The sequence below is a fragment of the Thermomonas sp. genome (assembly GCF_023953935.1).
Taxonomy (GTDB): Bacteria; Pseudomonadota; Gammaproteobacteria; order Xanthomonadales; family Xanthomonadaceae; genus Thermomonas.
Map to the genome: position 1 here is coordinate 43,110 of NZ_JAMLIW010000006.1, position 14,925 is coordinate 58,034.

The following is a 14,925-nucleotide window of genomic DNA, read 5'->3' on the forward strand; positions in this document are numbered from 1 at the left end:
ACGCGCGCCGAATCGGGCCGTCGGCTCAGGCGCGCCCCTGCCCGAACAAGACCTTTTTCTCTTCTTCGCTCATCGGCTTGCCGGCATCCGGATTGACCCGCTGCGCCAACGCGGCGGCGCGCTCGGTGGCCGGACGCGCGGCGATCTCCGCCTGCCAGCGGCGGACGTTGGAGAACGGCGTCAGGTCGATCGGCGCCTTGGCGTAGGCGCCCACCCACGGATAGCAGGCCATGTCGGCGATGCTGTAGCCGCCGCCGGCGATCCAGGCCCGCCCTTGCAAACGCCGATCGAGCACCCCGAGCAAGCGTTCGACCTCCTTGCGGTAGCGCTCGCGGGCATACGGAATCACCTCGGGCGCATAGACGTGGAAGTGGCCGTACTGGCCGGTCATCGGGCCGAGGCCGGCCATCTGCCAGAACAGCCACTCATCAACCTCGATCGCCTGCCGCAGCTCGGTGCGCGGATCGGCGCCGGCATCCACGCCGGTGAACCGGCCGGTCTTGTCGGACAGATAGCGCAGGATCGCGCCGGATTCGAACACCGAAATCGGCGCGCCGCCGTCGGCCGGATTGGCGTCCACGATGGCGGGCATCTTGTTGTTCGGGGAAATCTTCAGGTACTCGGGCGCGAACTGCTCGCCCTTGCCGATGTGGACCGGACGGACCTGATAAGGCAGCCCGGTTTCTTCGAGGAACAAGGCCACCTTCTGGCCGTTGGGCGTGGGCCAATAATGAAAATCGATCATGGCGGAATCCGCATTCGTCAGGCAGGCTTGGCACTGTAGCCAATCCTGCTTGAATGATGCGTGTTTGCGGCGCTGCCGGCACGCTCTGCCGGCGCACAACTTCAAGGCGATGCTGTCTTGATCAGCGTTGCCTTAACCCGGACTGACGCCGCCGGCTTGCGCAATCCCGCCGCGATCCGGACACTGCGCCGGTGCCGCAAACCGACACTCCTCCCCCGAACCCGCCACCCTTGGGCCAGCCGCTGCCCTGGCGCGTGCGCGCGCTGGCGGCGCTGCTGCGCGGTTTCTATTTCGGGCGCGTGCGCATCACCGGTGCGCGCAGCCAGCCGGCGCGAACGGCGGCGGCGCGGCTGATCGTCACCAGCCACCGCAACGGCGCGATCGACGGTTATCTCGTGCTGCGCGCGTTCCCCGCGGCCACCGGCCTGATCTCGGTGCAATTGCGGAAACATCCGGTGCTGCGCTGGATGTTCGGCGGGATTGTGGTCGTGCGCGACAAGGACCGCGCGCGGTTTCGCGTCCGCCGCGGCGCGTTTTCCGATCCGATCGCCGCCGGCTGTGCCCAGCTGCGCGGCGGCGGCGATCTGATGGTGTTTCCCGAGGGCAGCAGTGAATGGGGCCATCGGCCCTTGCCCTATCAACGCGGCGCGGCGCGGATGGCGCGCCTGCTGCTGGACGAGGGCACGCCGTTCGAGCTGGTACCGCTGGGCCTGCACTACGCGCGGCCCGATGCCCTGCGTTCGCGCGCCGAAGTGCTGGTCGGCGCGCCAGTGGCGCTGCCGCCGCGCCTGCCCGACGAGCCCGAGCGCGCGTTTGAACTGCGCCTGCACGCGCTGATCACCGCGGCGCTGGACGCGGTGTCGGTCAACTGTCCGGACGCGCAAACGTTCGAGCGGGTCGAAGCTGAAGCACGGCGGCAGATGGCCAACGGCGCGTCGTACGCGCAGGCCTTGATCGCTGCCCAGAACGCGCCACCGGCCGAACTCGCCCAAACCCCGCGCACGCGCCGCTGGCCGTGGGACGCTCTGGCGGTGGCCGGGTTTTGCCTGTTGCTGGCGCCAATCCTGCTGGTCGGCTGGCTGGCGGGCCGCAAAGCCGATGCGCGCAACACCGTCACCCTGTTCCGGATGGTGGGCGGCGCGCTGATGGCGCTGGCGTGGCTGCCCTGCCTGGCGCTGCTGGCATGGCGGTTTCCGCTGCCCTTGGCCGCGCTGGCGCTGCTGGCGGCGCTGGGCTGGTGGCGCTGGCCGCAGTTCGTGCATGGAGAACGTGCGTGACGATGATGAAGATCGAACGCTGGATCGGCTGGGCGTTCTGCGCGCAACTGCTGCTGATCCTGGTGCTGGGCGGGATCGGTGCCGCGCGGATGGGTGATCCGACCCTGCGTACCGCCACGTTTCTTGGCGGCGGTGCGTGGTTGGCCTTGCTGTTGGCGACCGGATCGCCAACGGGCAGTGTGTGGGCCAGCTATCGCGGTCTGCTGCAGTTCGTCGCGTGCTGGCTGATCTTCCCGTTGTTCAAGGGGATTGCCACCGTCTTCATCGCCCACCGCGCCGACGCGACCTTGCTGGCACTGGATCGCACGCTCTGGGGCGGGGCGAGCCTGACCGAACATCTGCTGTCATGGCAGCGACCAGAGCTGTCGGAGCTGCTCAGTACCGGCTATTTCCTGTTCTATTTCATCGTCCTGCTGCCAGTGATCGGGTTTGCCAGACGGCGCCGCGAGGGCGAGGCGCGCGCGTTCTTTCTCGGCCTCACGACAATGTACCTGGTCGGCTTCAGCGGCTATCTGCTGGTGCCGGCCAGCGGGCCGTATGCGGCGTTCCCCGAACTGTTCTCCTACCCCGTCCAAGGCGGCGCGATGACCGCGATGCTGACCAAGGTGGTCGCGGCAGGCATCACCGGCATGGACGTGTTCCCCAGCCTGCACAGCGGGATCGGCGTGTACGTGCTGGGCTTTTTCGCGCTGGGCGACCATCGGCGCATCGCCCTGCTGCTGACGCCGGTGGTCGCGGCCCTGGTGCTCGCCACCGTCTATCTGCGCTACCACTACGGCATCGATGTGCTGGCCGGCGTGCTGCTGGCTGCGCTGGTGCTGGCCTTCGTCCGACGTTATCGAAAGGAAATTGACGCGTGATCGAACTGTTTGCATTCAACGATCCGGAAGCAACCGACCTGGCCGTCAGCGGCGGCAAGGGCGCGAACCTTGCGCAGGCCGCGGCGCATCTGCCGGTGCCGCCGGGACTGATCGTCGGCAGCGCGGTCTACCGGGCCTTCGTCGAACCCTTGCGCGGACCGATCCGCGCTGTGCTGACGGATGCTGCGCTCGATCACGCCACCCGCAGCACAAGGATCCAGGCGCTGATTCTCGCGCAGCCATTGCCGGACGCATTGGGGGATGCATTGCACACGCACATGGCCGCGCTCGGATTGCTGGACGGTCCGGTCGCAGTGCGCTCTTCCGGCACGTTGGAAGACTTGCCCGGTGCCGCCTTCGCCGGCCAGCACGACACCCTGCTGGGCGTGCGCGGGGTCGATGCCGTGCTCGACGCGATCCGCCGTTGCTACGCCTCGCTGTGGAACGCCCACGTGCTGCCCTACCGCGAGCGGCTCGGGCTTGATCACCTGTCTGCCGCGATGGCGGTGGTGGTGCAAAAAATGGTGCGCGTCGGCGCCGATGAAGCGGCCGGGGTGGCGTTCTCGATCGACCCGGTGCGCGGCGCGCTCGATCAGGTGTTGATCAACGCCGCGTTCGGCCTCGGCGAAAGCGTGGTCGGCGGCGAGGCGCCGGTGGACGAGTACCGTATTCGCCGCGATGATTTTTCCGAAGTGGAAAGCGTGGTGGTGGACAAACCGGTGGCGCTGGTGGACAGCGCTACCGGTGGCACCCGCGAAGTGGAACTGGATGCGGAAAACGCCGCCCGCGCTGCGCTGGATCCCGCACAACGCCAGGCGGTCGCGCAACTGGCGCTGGCGGCGGAAACCCACTTCGGCTTCCCGCAGGACATCGAATGGGCCTGGCAGGGCGGCCAGCTGTTCCTGCTGCAATCGCGCGCAGTCACCCGCATTCCTGCGCGCTGGACCCGCGACGAATCCGCCGAACGCTTTCCAAATCCCGTCACCCCGCTGACCTGGGATCTGTGCGAAGCCGGCTTCCACGCTTCGCTCAACTACAGTTTCCAGCTGATGGGCCTGCCGCCGTTCGGTGAAAAGTGGTTCGCGATGCGCGACTACTCCATCTACGGCAACCAGAACGCGGTGGACCTCTACCGCGGCCGCACCCCGGTGCGGATGCTGCGCGACGTCGATTCCATCCGCGCCGCACTGCCGGAGATCGCCGAACGCTTCGGCTGGGTGCAGGAGCTGCCGGTGCGCTGGATGCGCGATCTGGACACCTACCTGCTGGGCATCGGCGCGCTGATGCAAGAGCCGCTGGAAGGGCGATCGCTGGCGCAGCTGTGGGATTATGTCCAGCGCATCAACGCGCTGGGCGCACGCTATTTCCTGCCCAATATCGCGATCTCGCTCACCCAGGCCACGCTGTACGCCACCTTGCTGGCGATGCTGCGGCTTGCGCTGCCGGAAGACGAGGCGCGGCACGTGTTCGACCGCCTGATGGCGATGGCCGACACCAAGACCGGACAGGTCAACGCCGAGCTGTGGACGCTGTCGCGCAGCGTGCGCCGCGACGCCGCGCTGACAGCAGCATTTGTCGAAGACGACAGCGCCGCGCTGCTGGCCCGGCTGCCTCAGCACCCGGACTTTGCCGCCGAGTTCACCGAATTCCTCGCCCGCCACGGCCACCGCGAGCTCGATTTCGACGCCTACCACCCGACCTGGCTGGAAGCCCCGACCGTGGTCCTCGACCAGCTGCGTATCCTGGTCCAGCAGGACGACGCCCAGCGCGGCAACGGTGAACACGGACCGCGCGCGGCGCAGATGGCGATGGAGCACGCGGTGATCGAGCACGCGCCCGCCGACCTGCGCTATCTGGTGCGCGAGGTCATCCGCCTGGCGCGCGTCTACACCGCGCTGGACGATCTGGAGCACTACCAGACCACCCGCCTGCACCTGCCATTCCGGCGTGGGCTCAAGGCCATCGGCGCGCAGCTGGTGCAGCGCGGCGTGCTGGCCGATCCGATGGATGTCTATTTCGTGCCGCTGGACGTACTCGACCGGGCGCTGACGACCGGCGATCTGGCACCGATCACGCCGGCCGCCGCGCAGCACAAATCCGGCTACCAGGCGGCCTGCGCGCGCACCCCGGACTGGGTGTATGGCGAAGCCGAAGCCGCGCCGGCCGACGGTGTGCGCGTACTCAAGGGCCTGGGCGGCAGCCCCGGCCGCGTCGAGGGCGAGGTGTTCTTGGTGCGCAGCCCGGAGGATTTCCCGCACTTCCCCAAGGACGCCATCCTCGTCGCACGCACCACCAACCCGGCGTGGACGCCGCTGTTCTACCAGGCGCGCGGCGTCATCACCGAAAGCGGCGGGCCGCTGTCGCACGGCGCCGTCACCGCGCGCGAGCTGGGCCTGCCGGCGGTGATGGGCGTGCGCCAGGTGCTGCAACTGCTGGAAAACGGCCAGCGCGTGCGCGTGGACGGGCGCGCGGGCACCGTCGAACTGCTGTAGCGCCGGTCCGCAGGCCGGCGCCCGGTACACTGGACGCATGGATGTCACCCACCTCCTCGACGGGCTGAACCCGGCCCAGCGCGAGGCCGTTTGCGCCGCGCCCGGCCACATTCTGGTGCTGGCCGGCGCCGGCAGCGGCAAGACCCGCGTCCTCACCCACCGCATCGCCTGGCTGCATGAAGTCGATGGGGTGCCGATGCACGCCATTTTCGCCGTCACCTTCACCAACAAGGCCGCCGGCGAGATGCGCGCACGCATCGCCGCCCAGCTGGGCGAAGCGCCGCGCGGCGCGTGGATCGGCACCTTCCACGGCCTCGCCCACCGCCTGCTGCGGCTGCACTGGCAGGAGGCGAAGCTGCCGGAAGGCTTCCAGATCCTCGATTCCGACGACCAGCTGCGGCTGGTCAAGCGCGTGGCCAAACAGCTCGATCTCGATGACGGCCTGTATCCGCCGCGCCAGATCGCCTGGTGGATCAATGCGCAAAAAGACGAAGGCCGGCGTCCGCAGCACATCCAACCCGAAGGCGATGTCTGGAACGAGGTGCTGCTGCGCGCCTATGCCGCCTACCAGGAACGCTGCGAGCGCGCCGGTCTGGTCGATTTCGCGGAACTGCTGCTGCGCGCGCACGAACTGCTGCGTGACAACCCCGCGCTGCTGGCGCATTACCGCCACCGTTTCACCCACCTGCTGGTCGATGAATTCCAGGACACCAACGCCATCCAGTACGGCTTCGTGCGGCTGCTGGCCGGCGAGAGTGGGCAGGTCTTCGTGGTCGGCGACGACGATCAGGCCATCTACGGCTGGCGCGGTGCCAAGGTCGAGAACGTGCAGCGTTTCCTGCGCGACTTCGGCGGCCAGACCGGCGCCGGCGTGCGCACGATCCGGCTGGAACAGAACTACCGTTCGACCAGCACGATTCTGGATGCCGCCAACGCGGTGATCGCGCACAACGAAGACCGCTTGGGCAAGAAATTGTGGACCGACGCTGGCGCGGGTGAACCGATCGACCTGTTCCACGCCTACAGCGAGGTCGATGAAGCCGAATACGTCATTGATCGCATCGCCCAGTGGGTACGCGAAGGCGGCCGCTTTGGTGACGCCGCAATCCTGTACCGCAGCAATGCGCAGTCGCGCGCGTTCGAAGAAGTGCTGGTGGCGCGACAAATCCCCTATCGCGTCTACGGCGGCGTGCGCTTCTTCGAGCGCGCCGAGGTCAAGGACGCGCTGGCCTACCTGCGCCTGATCGCCAATCGCGATGATGACGCCGCCTTCGAGCGCGCAGTCAACACGCCCACGCGCGGGATTGGTGAGCGCACTCTCGACGAAGTGCGACGCGGCGCGCGCGGCCACGCCGAATCGCTGTGGCGCTCGGCGCGACGGCTGGTCGAAGGCGGCGCGCTCAGCGCACGCGCGCGCAATGCGCTGGCCGGCTTCACCGTCCTGATCGAGACGCTGGGCGAAGAATCCGCCGCCATGCCGCTGGCCGAAAAGATCGACCACGCGCTGGCCCGCTCGGGCCTGCGCGAACACTACGACAAGGAATCGCGCGGCCAGGTCGATTCACGCGTCGACAACCTCGACGAACTGGTCTCGGTGGCCAGCCGCTTCGTGCGCGGCGATGAGGAAGATGCGGCGGCGATGCCGGAGTTGATCGCCTTCCTCGCCTATGCTGCGCTGGAAGCCGGTGAAGGCCAGGCCCAGGCCGGCGAAGACGGCGTCCAGCTGATGACCCTGCACAGCGCCAAGGGCCTGGAGTTTCCGCTGGTGTTCCTGGTCGGGCTGGAAGAGGGCCTGTTCCCGAATTCACGCAGCGCCGAAGAGCCGGGGCGGATGGCCGAAGAACGCCGGCTGGCCTACGTCGGCATCACCCGCGCCCGCCAGCAACTGGTGCTTGCGCACGCCGAATGCCGGCGCATCCACGGCAGCGACCTGTACGGCATCCCATCGCGCTTCCTGCGCGAAATCCCGAAAAGCCTGCTGCGCGACGTGCGCCCGCGGGCAGCGGCTTCGGCAGCGTTCACGCCCAGCCCCGGCTTCCAGCGCAACCCCGGCCACGCCGCGCTGGATGCACCCGCGCTGCGGATCGGTCAGGACGTTTTGCACCCCAGCTACGGCCGCGGCACCGTCACCGATTTCGTCGGCGATGGCCGCTACATCAATATCCAGGTCAACTTCGAGGCCGTCGGCAGCAAATGGCTGAAGCTGGCTTCGGCGAATTTGTCGCCGGCGTGAGGCCTGCGTCCACGATGCGCAGCCAAGCCGTCAGCCCCATACAATGACGGGTTGACGAGAGCGGTAGATGACGATGCACGACGTGCTCCAGCGCATTCTTGCGCGCAAACGCGAGGAGGTGGCCGAACGTCAGGGCCGCGTGCCTCTGGCCGAGCTGCGCGCGCGTGCCGCCGACGCGGCGCCGACGCGCGGGTTTGCCGATGCGATCGCCGAGAAGATCGCGTCCGGCCAGGCGGCCGTGATCGCCGAAATCAAGAAGGCCAGCCCCAGCCAGGGCGTGATCCGCGCCGACTTCGACCCCACCGCAATTGCGCGCAGCTATGCCGAACATGGCGCGGCCTGCCTGTCGGTGCTGACCGACGTCGAATTTTTCCAGGGCAGCGACGCCTTCCTGCAGCAGGCGCGTGCGGCCTGCGCGCTGCCGGTGCTGCGCAAGGATTTCATTGTCGATGCCTGGCAGCTCCACGAGGCGCGCGCGCTGGGGGCCGATTGCGTGCTGCTGATCGCCGCCGCGCTGGATGACGTGCAATTGGCCGAATACGCCTTCCTCGCCGCCGAGCTGGGCATGGACGCGCTGATCGAAGTCCATGATCTCGACGAACTCGAACGCGCGCTGCCGGTGCCAGCGCGTCTGCTCGGCATCAACAACCGCAACCTGCGCAGCTTCGAGGTGTCGCTCGAAACCACGCTTGCGCTCAAGGACGCGGTGCCGGCCGATCGCGTGCTGGTGACCGAAAGCGGTATCCGCAATCATGACGATGTTGCGCGGATGCGTGCCGCCGGCGTGCACGCATTCCTCGTTGGTGAAACCTTCATGCGCCAGCCTGATCCGGGCGGAGCCTTGCAGGACTTGTTCGCGTGAGCGAGCACTTCCCCGCGCCGGCCGCCGCTGCGCCGCTGGTGGTGTTCGATTTCGACCACACCCTGTGCGACGGCGACGCCGGCACTGGTTTCTACCGCTGGTTGATCGGGCGGGCCTGGTGGCGTGGGTTGCTGGCGCTGCTGGTGGCGCCGGTGGCGGGCCCGATGCTGGCCTTCCTGCCCACCCGCAAGCGCGGGATTTCCGCGTTTGTCTGGGCAGGCAGCGTGGGTGAACGGCTGTCGCTGGACGCGTTGATCGACCGCTACGTTGCGCTGCATGAAACCAAACTGCGCGCCAGCGCCTTGCCGATCGCGCTGGCGGTGTTCGCCGAGCACCGGCACAAGGGCGATCGCGTGGTGGTGGCCACCGGCGCGCCGCCGCGGCTGGCGCGGGCAATCTTGGAACGGGTGGCCGGTGACGCCGATTTGCCGGTGCTCGGCACCGAATTGGGTCCCGGTTGCGGCGGTCTTGTCGTCGCCCGCCATTGTCACCACGCGATGAAGCTGGCGATGCTGCGCGATGCCGGCTTCACCCAGCCGGTTGCGGTGGCCTACAGCGATTCCAGCGCCGACCTGCCGCTGCTGCAGACCGCACAACATCCAGTGGTGGTCAATCCGAAGCCGGCGCGCGTGGCCCTGTTCCGCCGCGTGCTGCCGCCCGGTACGCCGATCCTGCACTGGGGCTGCCCGGGGCGGGCGGGCGCGCGGGGGCAGGGCGAAGCGGAGTGACGGTCGACCTGCGCGCGGACGGGATCAGCGCTCCGAATGCCCGGTCTCGTCGTACTGGCGCGGCGCCAGCGCCTGCGGGTTGATCAGATCGACGAAGGCGCGGGCCTGCTTGCTCAGGTATTTGCCCTTGCGCATGACGATGCCGTAGCTGCGCGCCGGGAACCAGTTGGACAGCGAGCGCGTGGCCAGCCGCTGGTGGTCGGCTTCGGTCAGGCAGATCGCCGTCACAATGCTGATGCCCAATCCCATCGCCACGTATTGCTTGATCACCTCCCAGCCGCCGACTTCCAGCGCGACGGTATAAGGGACGCGGTTCTGCTGGAACACCAGGTCCACCAGCCGGTAGGTGGTCAGGCGCTTGGGCGGCAGGATCAAACCGTAGGGCGACAGGTCGTCGAGGCGCAGGTCGCGCTTGCGCGCCAGCGGGTGATCCAGTGGCGTAATCAGCATGGGTTCGAAGCGATACACCGGGGTGTAGCTCAGGTCGGCCGGGACGTCGAGCATCGAGCCCACGGCCAGGTCCACGCCATCGCCGCGCAGCAAGTCCAGGCCGCTGGCACCCGTCACGTTGTGCAGGGCCAGACGCACGTCGGGGTGGGCCTTGCGGAAGGCTTCCACGAACTGCGGCAGCAGGTACAGGATGGTGGAACTGCCGGCGGCGACGTGCAGTTCGCCGGCGTCCAGCCCGCGCACGCGCTCACGGAAGTTGGCGGCCAGATTGTCCAGCCCTTCCACCAGCGGACGCGCCATGTCGTAGAGCAGCTCACCTTCCCGTGACAGGGTCAGCCGGCGTCCGCTGCGCTCCAGCAGGCGCACGCCCAATTCGCGTTCCAACGCCTGCAATTGCAGCGAAACGGCGGGTTGGCTGAGGAAAAGCGCCTCGGCGGCACGGGAAATCGAACCGAGCCGGGCGATCTGGCAAAACGCCCGCAGTGGCTTCAGGCGCGAACCTTTGTAGGCGAATCGCAGCGCAGAAGTGGGGCTGTTGGCCATTGATATTGCTTGGATATTTAAGAAATTTATGATTTACATTGACAAATCTGGTTTGTCAAATACCAAACGGTTGCGGATGGTGAAACCCCCTCACCTGACGGAGCCACCGATGTCGGCAGTTCTGCAAGATCGCCTCGAATCGGGCGTCGAGATCACCCGGACGCTGCCCGGCCAGGGCGCGATCCTGACCCCGGAGGCGCTGGCATTGCTGTCCAAGCTGCACCGCCGCTTCGAGCCCGAACGGCAGGCGCGGTTGGCCGCACGCCAGACCCGGCAGGCGGCCTTTGACGCTGGCGCCCTGCCGGATTTCCGGCCGGATACCGCCACGATCCGCGCCGGTGAATGGACGGTGGCGGCCACCCCGGCCGCGCTGCGCGACCGCCGGGTCGAGATCACCGGGCCGGTCGATCCGAAGATGGTGATCAACGCGCTCAATTCCGGCGCCAACTGCTTCATGGCCGATTTCGAGGACAGCACCAGCCCGACCTGGGCCAACCTGATCGGCGGCCAGTGGGCCTTGCGCGCGGCGGTGCGCGGCACGCTCGCCTTCACCGCCGACAACGGCAAGCACTACACGCTCAAGCCGGAAGCCGAGCAGGCGGTGCTGCTGGTGCGGCCGCGTGGCTGGCATCTGGATGAAAAACACGTGTTGGTCGATGGTCAGCGGATCTCGGCCGCGCTGTTCGACGCCGCCTTGTTCCTGCTGCACAACGCGGCGTTGCTGGGCGGCAGGGACCGCGGCCCCTACCTGTACCTGCCCAAGCTGCAGTCGATGGAAGAAGCCGCACTGTGGGAGCAGGCGCTGGCCTGCATCGAGAGCGAACTCGGCCTGCCGCACGGCCAGGTCAAGGTGACGGTGCTGATCGAAACCCTGCCGGCCGCGTTCGAGATGGACGAGATCCTGCACGCGCTGAAAGCCCGCATCGTCGGCCTCAACTGTGGGCGCTGGGACTACATTTTTTCCTGCATCAAGACCTTCCGCCGCCACCGCGACCACGTGTTCCCGGAACGCGGCCAGGTCGGCATGACCCGACCGTTCCTGCGCGCCTATTCCGAACTGTTGATCAAGACCTGCCACCGCCGTGGCGCCCACGCGATGGGCGGGATGGCCGCGCAAATCCCGATCAGCGGCGATCCGGCGGCCAACGAGGCCGCGCTGGAGAAAGTGCGCGCCGACAAGCTGCGCGAGGTGACTGCGGGCCACGACGGCACCTGGGTGGCGCACCCGGCGCTGATTCCGCTGGCGCGCGAGGTGTTCGATGCGCGCATGCGCAGCCCGAACCAGAAGCACGTCTTGCGCGATGACGTGGAAGTGGATCGCGACGATCTGATCGAACCAGTGGTTGGCACCATCACCCGCGCCGGCTTCGAGAACAATGTCGAGGTCTGCGTGCGCTATCTGGCCGCATGGCTGGACGGCAATGGCTGCGTGCCGATCCACCATCTGATGGAGGATGCGGCGACCGCCGAGATTGCCCGCGCCCAGCTGTGGCAATGGCTGCACTACGCGGACGGCGGCGGCGAGCCGCTGGCGCTGGAGGATGGCAGCCCGATCGATTTCGTCCTGCTCGATCGCATCCTGATCGGTTTGCCCAGCCGTTTGGCCCGGATTCCCGGAATGCCCGGCGCCGACCACGTCGGCGAGGCCATCGGTCTCCTTGATCGCCTGACCCACGCCGACGCGCTGGCTGATTTCCTCACCCTTCCCGCGTACGAGCGCATCGACTGAAACCGCACCGATCCACGCTGTCCTGCACCGACCCCACCATCCAACGAGGCCATCCATGAAGAACCCTCTCCCCACTGCCGAACAGATCAACCTTGACTGGGCCAACAATCCGCGCTGGGCCGGCATCACCCGCACCTATTCCGCCGCCGACGTGGCCCGCCTGCGTGGCACCGTCCACATCGAGCACTCGCTGGCGCGGCTGGGTGCCGAGAAGTTGTGGAAGTCGCTGCATCAGGAAGATTTCGTCAACGCGCTGGGCGCGCTGACCGGCAACCAGGCCATGCAGCAGGTCAAGGCCGGGCTGAAGGCGATCTACCTGTCCGGCTGGCAGGTCGCCGCCGACGCCAACGTCGCCGGCGAGATGTATCCGGACCAGTCGCTGTATCCGGCCAATTCGGTGCCGCTGGTGGTCAAGCGCATCAACAACGCGCTGCTGCGCGCCGACCAGATCAGCCACGCCGAAGGCGACCACGGCATCGACTACCTGCAGCCGATCGTGGCCGACGCCGAAGCGGGTTTCGGTGGCGTGCTCAACGCCTTCGAGCTGATGAAGGGGATGATCGAGGCGGGTGCGGCCGGCGTCCACTTCGAGGACCAGCTGGCCAGCGTCAAGAAGTGTGGCCACATGGGCGGCAAGGTGCTGGTACCGACCCGCGAGGCGGTGGAAAAACTGACCGCGGCGCGGCTGGCCGCTGACGTGTGCGGCGTGCCGACCCTGATCGTGGCGCGCACCGACGCCGAAGCCGCCGACCTGCTGACTTCGGACGTGGACGACAACGACAAGCCGTTTTGCACCGGTGAGCGCACCGTCGAAGGCTTCCACAAGACCCGCAATGGCCTGGGCCAGGCCATCAGCCGCGGCCTGGCGTATGCGCCCTACGCGGATCTGGTGTGGTGCGAAACCGGCAAGCCGGATCTGGAGTTCGCGCGCAAGTTCGCCGAGGCGATCCATCGCAAATTCCCCGGCAAGCTGCTGGCCTACAACTGCTCGCCGAGCTTCAACTGGAAGAAGAATCTGGACGACGCCACCATCGCCAAGTTCCAGCGTGAGCTGGGCGCGATGGGCTACAAGTTCCAGTTCATCACCCTGGCCGGCTTCCACGCCCTCAACTACGGCATGTTCGAGCTGGCCCACGGCTACGCGCGGCGGCAGATGAGCGCCTTCGTCGAATTGCAGGAAAAGGAATTCGCCGCCGCCGAACGCGGCTTCACCGCGGTCAAGCACCAGCGCGAGGTCGGCACCGGTTATTTCGATGCCGTCACCCAGACCGTTCAGGGCGGACAAAGCTCCACGGTGGCGCTCAGGGGCAGCACCGAAGAGGAACAGTTCCACGGCAAGCGCGCGGCGGCCTGATTCGGCCCAGAGCGGGCGTTGACGGGCCGGCCAAGCGCCGGCCCGGAGCTTGCGGCGCTGGCGTGCGGCGTGCCGGTGCCGCCGACGGCACGCGGATGCGTTCGTTAGCGCGCCGGCATCTGCCGCGAGCGGTTCAGGCAGCGGCGCGTTCACCTTGTCGCTCCAGCGTGCGATAGCCGATGGCTTCGGTCAGGTGCGGGGTTTCGATGGTCGCGCTGTCGGCCAGATCGGCGATCGTGCGCGCCACCCGCAGGATGCGGTGCAGGGAGCGAGCCGACAGTTGCAGGGATTCCACCGCATGCTCCAGCAGGCTGCTGTCACGTGGCGCCAGCCGGCAGAACGCATTGGTCTGGCTCTGGCCCAGGCGCGCGTTTGGCAGCGGGCCGCGCGCGCGTTGATGCGCGCGTGCGGCCACCACCCGGGCCTGAACGTCGGCGCTGGATTCGCCCGCCGGCGCATCCGTGCGCAGCAGGGTAGGCGCCAGTCGCGGCACTTCCACATGCAGATCGATGCGCTCCATCAGCGGTCCGGAAATGCGGGCGCGGTAGCGGCGGATCATGTCGCTGCTGCACAGGCAGCGGCCGGACGGATCCCCGGCCCAGCCGCAGGGGCAGGGGTTCATCGCGGCGACCAATTGGAAACGGGCCGGAAAGCTGCAATGGCGCGCGGCGCGCGAGATGCCGACGCTGCCCGATTCCAGCGGTTCGCGCAGCACCTCCAGCGCGTGCCGGCTCCACTCCGGAAGCTCATCGAGAAACAGCACGCCGTGGTGGGCCAGCGAGATTTCGCCGGGGCGTGGATCGGCACCGCCACCGACCAACGCCACCGCGCTGGCGGTGTGGTGGGGGGCGCGGAACGGGCGCTGGAGCCACTGCGCCAAATCCAGCCCGTGGCCGCTGGCGCTGGCAATGCTGGCCACTTCCAGCGCTTCGGCTTCGGAGGGCTCGGGCAGGATGCCGGCCAGCCGCGATGCCAGCAGGGTTTTGCCGCTGCCGGGCGGACCGATGAGCAACAGGTGGTGGGCGCCGGCGGCGGCGATTTCCAGCGCCCGTCGCGCCTGCGTTTGTCCGCGCACGTCGGCAAGGTCGGGCAGCGGCGCCCGCTGGCAGTCCTGCGGCGCGGCCTGCGGCAGCCCGACGCGTCCTTCAAGCGCGGCGCAGACTTCCAGCAGGGTGCGCGCGGTGCGCACTTCGACGCCGCTGGCGAGTGCGGCTTCGGCGCCGTTGTCGGGGGCGACGATCAGCCGGTGGCCACTGGCAGCGACCGCCAGTGCGGCTGCCAGCGTGCCGTCGCAACCGCGCAGCGCGCCGGTGAGCGCCAGTTCGCCGAGAAATTCCCAGCCGGCCAGGGCCTCGACCGGAATCTGGCCGCTGGCGGCAAGGATGCCCAGCGCGATCGCCAGATCGAATCGGGCTCCGTCCTTGGGCAGGTCGGCGGGCGCCAGGTTGACGGTGATCCGGCGGGCGGGAAATTCGAATTGGGCGCACTGGATGGCGGCGCGAACGCGATCCTTGGCCTCGCGCACCGCGGCCTCCGGCAGGCCGACGATCGACATCGCCGGCAGCCCACCGCCGAGATGCACCTCGACCCGGACGGCTGGCGCATCGACACCGATCCGGGCGCGGCTGTGCACGACGGCAAGGTTCATCACG

General features: G+C 68.1%; 11 protein-coding genes. 8 read left to right on the forward strand and 3 right to left on the reverse strand.

Annotation, left to right across the window (positions count from 1 at the left end; all coding sequences use genetic code 11):
- Positions 1-25: 25 nt before the first annotated feature.
- On the reverse strand, positions 26-745 hold the full coding sequence (locus M9902_RS08155) for a glutathione S-transferase N-terminal domain-containing protein (RefSeq protein ID WP_297222150.1): 720 nt from the start codon (positions 743-745) through the stop codon (positions 26-28).
- A gap of 191 nt (positions 746-936) precedes the next feature.
- Between M9902_RS08155 and M9902_RS08160 the strand changes: the two genes are divergently transcribed.
- From M9902_RS08160 to M9902_RS08185, 6 genes are all read left to right on the forward strand, one after another.
- Entirely contained in the window at positions 937-2,022 is a 1,086-nt protein-coding gene (locus tag M9902_RS08160; protein ID WP_297222152.1) for a hypothetical protein, read from the forward strand.
- A gap of 2 nt (positions 2,023-2,024) precedes the next feature.
- The gene (locus M9902_RS08165; RefSeq protein WP_297222348.1) at positions 2,025-2,882 is read left to right on the forward strand and encodes a phosphatase PAP2 family protein; all 858 of its coding nucleotides are present in this window, start codon (positions 2,025-2,027) and stop codon (positions 2,880-2,882) included.
- Positions 2,879-5,374: a PEP/pyruvate-binding domain-containing protein gene (locus M9902_RS08170; RefSeq protein ID WP_297222155.1), complete on the forward strand. Its 2,496-nt coding sequence runs from the start codon at positions 2,879-2,881 to the stop codon at positions 5,372-5,374. The genes M9902_RS08165 and M9902_RS08170 overlap by 4 nt, the downstream gene beginning before the upstream one ends.
- A 37-nt stretch (positions 5,375-5,411) precedes the next feature.
- Entirely contained in the window at positions 5,412-7,607 is a 2,196-nt protein-coding gene (gene uvrD, locus M9902_RS08175; protein ID WP_297222157.1) for a DNA helicase II, read from the forward strand.
- A 73-nt stretch (positions 7,608-7,680) separates the two neighbouring features.
- On the forward strand, positions 7,681-8,469 hold the full coding sequence (gene trpC, locus M9902_RS08180) for an indole-3-glycerol phosphate synthase TrpC (protein WP_297222351.1): 789 nt from the start codon (positions 7,681-7,683) through the stop codon (positions 8,467-8,469).
- Positions 8,466-9,197: a haloacid dehalogenase-like hydrolase gene (locus M9902_RS08185; RefSeq protein ID WP_297222159.1), complete on the forward strand. Its 732-nt coding sequence runs from the start codon at positions 8,466-8,468 to the stop codon at positions 9,195-9,197. Before trpC ends, M9902_RS08185 begins: the two co-directional genes overlap by 4 nt.
- A 24-nt stretch (positions 9,198-9,221) precedes the next feature.
- Here M9902_RS08185 and M9902_RS08190 read toward each other — a convergent pair whose 3' ends face one another.
- On the reverse strand, positions 9,222-10,190 hold the full coding sequence (locus M9902_RS08190; RefSeq protein ID WP_297222161.1) for a LysR family transcriptional regulator: 969 nt from the start codon (positions 10,188-10,190) through the stop codon (positions 9,222-9,224).
- Positions 10,191-10,299: 109 nt separating this feature from the next.
- Here M9902_RS08190 and aceB point away from each other — a divergent pair, with 109 nt between their 5' ends.
- Both aceB and aceA read left to right on the forward strand, forming a co-directional pair.
- On the forward strand, positions 10,300-11,919 hold the full coding sequence (aceB, locus tag M9902_RS08195) for a malate synthase A (RefSeq protein ID WP_297222163.1): 1,620 nt from the start codon (positions 10,300-10,302) through the stop codon (positions 11,917-11,919).
- Between the two features lie 55 nt (positions 11,920-11,974).
- Positions 11,975-13,273, forward strand: coding sequence for an isocitrate lyase (aceA, locus tag M9902_RS08200; protein ID WP_297222165.1), 1,299 nt, complete (start codon positions 11,975-11,977; stop codon positions 13,271-13,273).
- A 133-nt stretch (positions 13,274-13,406) separates the two neighbouring features.
- On the opposite strand, the gene M9902_RS08205 is transcribed toward aceA, so the two are convergent.
- Positions 13,407-14,921 (reverse strand): YifB family Mg chelatase-like AAA ATPase, encoded by a 1,515-nt coding sequence (locus M9902_RS08205; protein WP_297222167.1) that lies wholly within the window; start codon positions 14,919-14,921, stop codon positions 13,407-13,409.
- Between the last annotated feature and the right edge of the window lie 4 nt (positions 14,922-14,925).

Excerpts from the sequence above, each read along its gene's own strand:
- M9902_RS08155 (WP_297222150.1), bottom strand. The coding sequence starts at position 745 with ATGATCGATTTTCATTATTGGCCCACGCCCAACGGCCAGAAGGTGGCC.
- M9902_RS08165 (WP_297222348.1), top strand. The coding sequence starts at position 2,025 with ATGATGAAGATCGAACGCTGGATCGGCTGGGCGTTCTGCGCGCAACTG.
- uvrD (WP_297222157.1), top strand. The coding sequence starts at position 5,412 with ATGGATGTCACCCACCTCCTCGACGGGCTGAACCCGGCCCAGCGCGAG.
- trpC (WP_297222351.1), top strand. The coding sequence starts at position 7,681 with ATGCACGACGTGCTCCAGCGCATTCTTGCGCGCAAACGCGAGGAGGTG.
- M9902_RS08190 (WP_297222161.1), bottom strand. The coding sequence starts at position 10,190 with ATGGCCAACAGCCCCACTTCTGCGCTGCGATTCGCCTACAAAGGTTCG.
- aceB (WP_297222163.1), top strand. The coding sequence starts at position 10,300 with ATGTCGGCAGTTCTGCAAGATCGCCTCGAATCGGGCGTCGAGATCACC.
- aceA (WP_297222165.1), top strand. The coding sequence starts at position 11,975 with ATGAAGAACCCTCTCCCCACTGCCGAACAGATCAACCTTGACTGGGCC.
- M9902_RS08205 (WP_297222167.1), bottom strand. The coding sequence starts at position 14,921 with ATGAACCTTGCCGTCGTGCACAGCCGCGCCCGGATCGGTGTCGATGCG.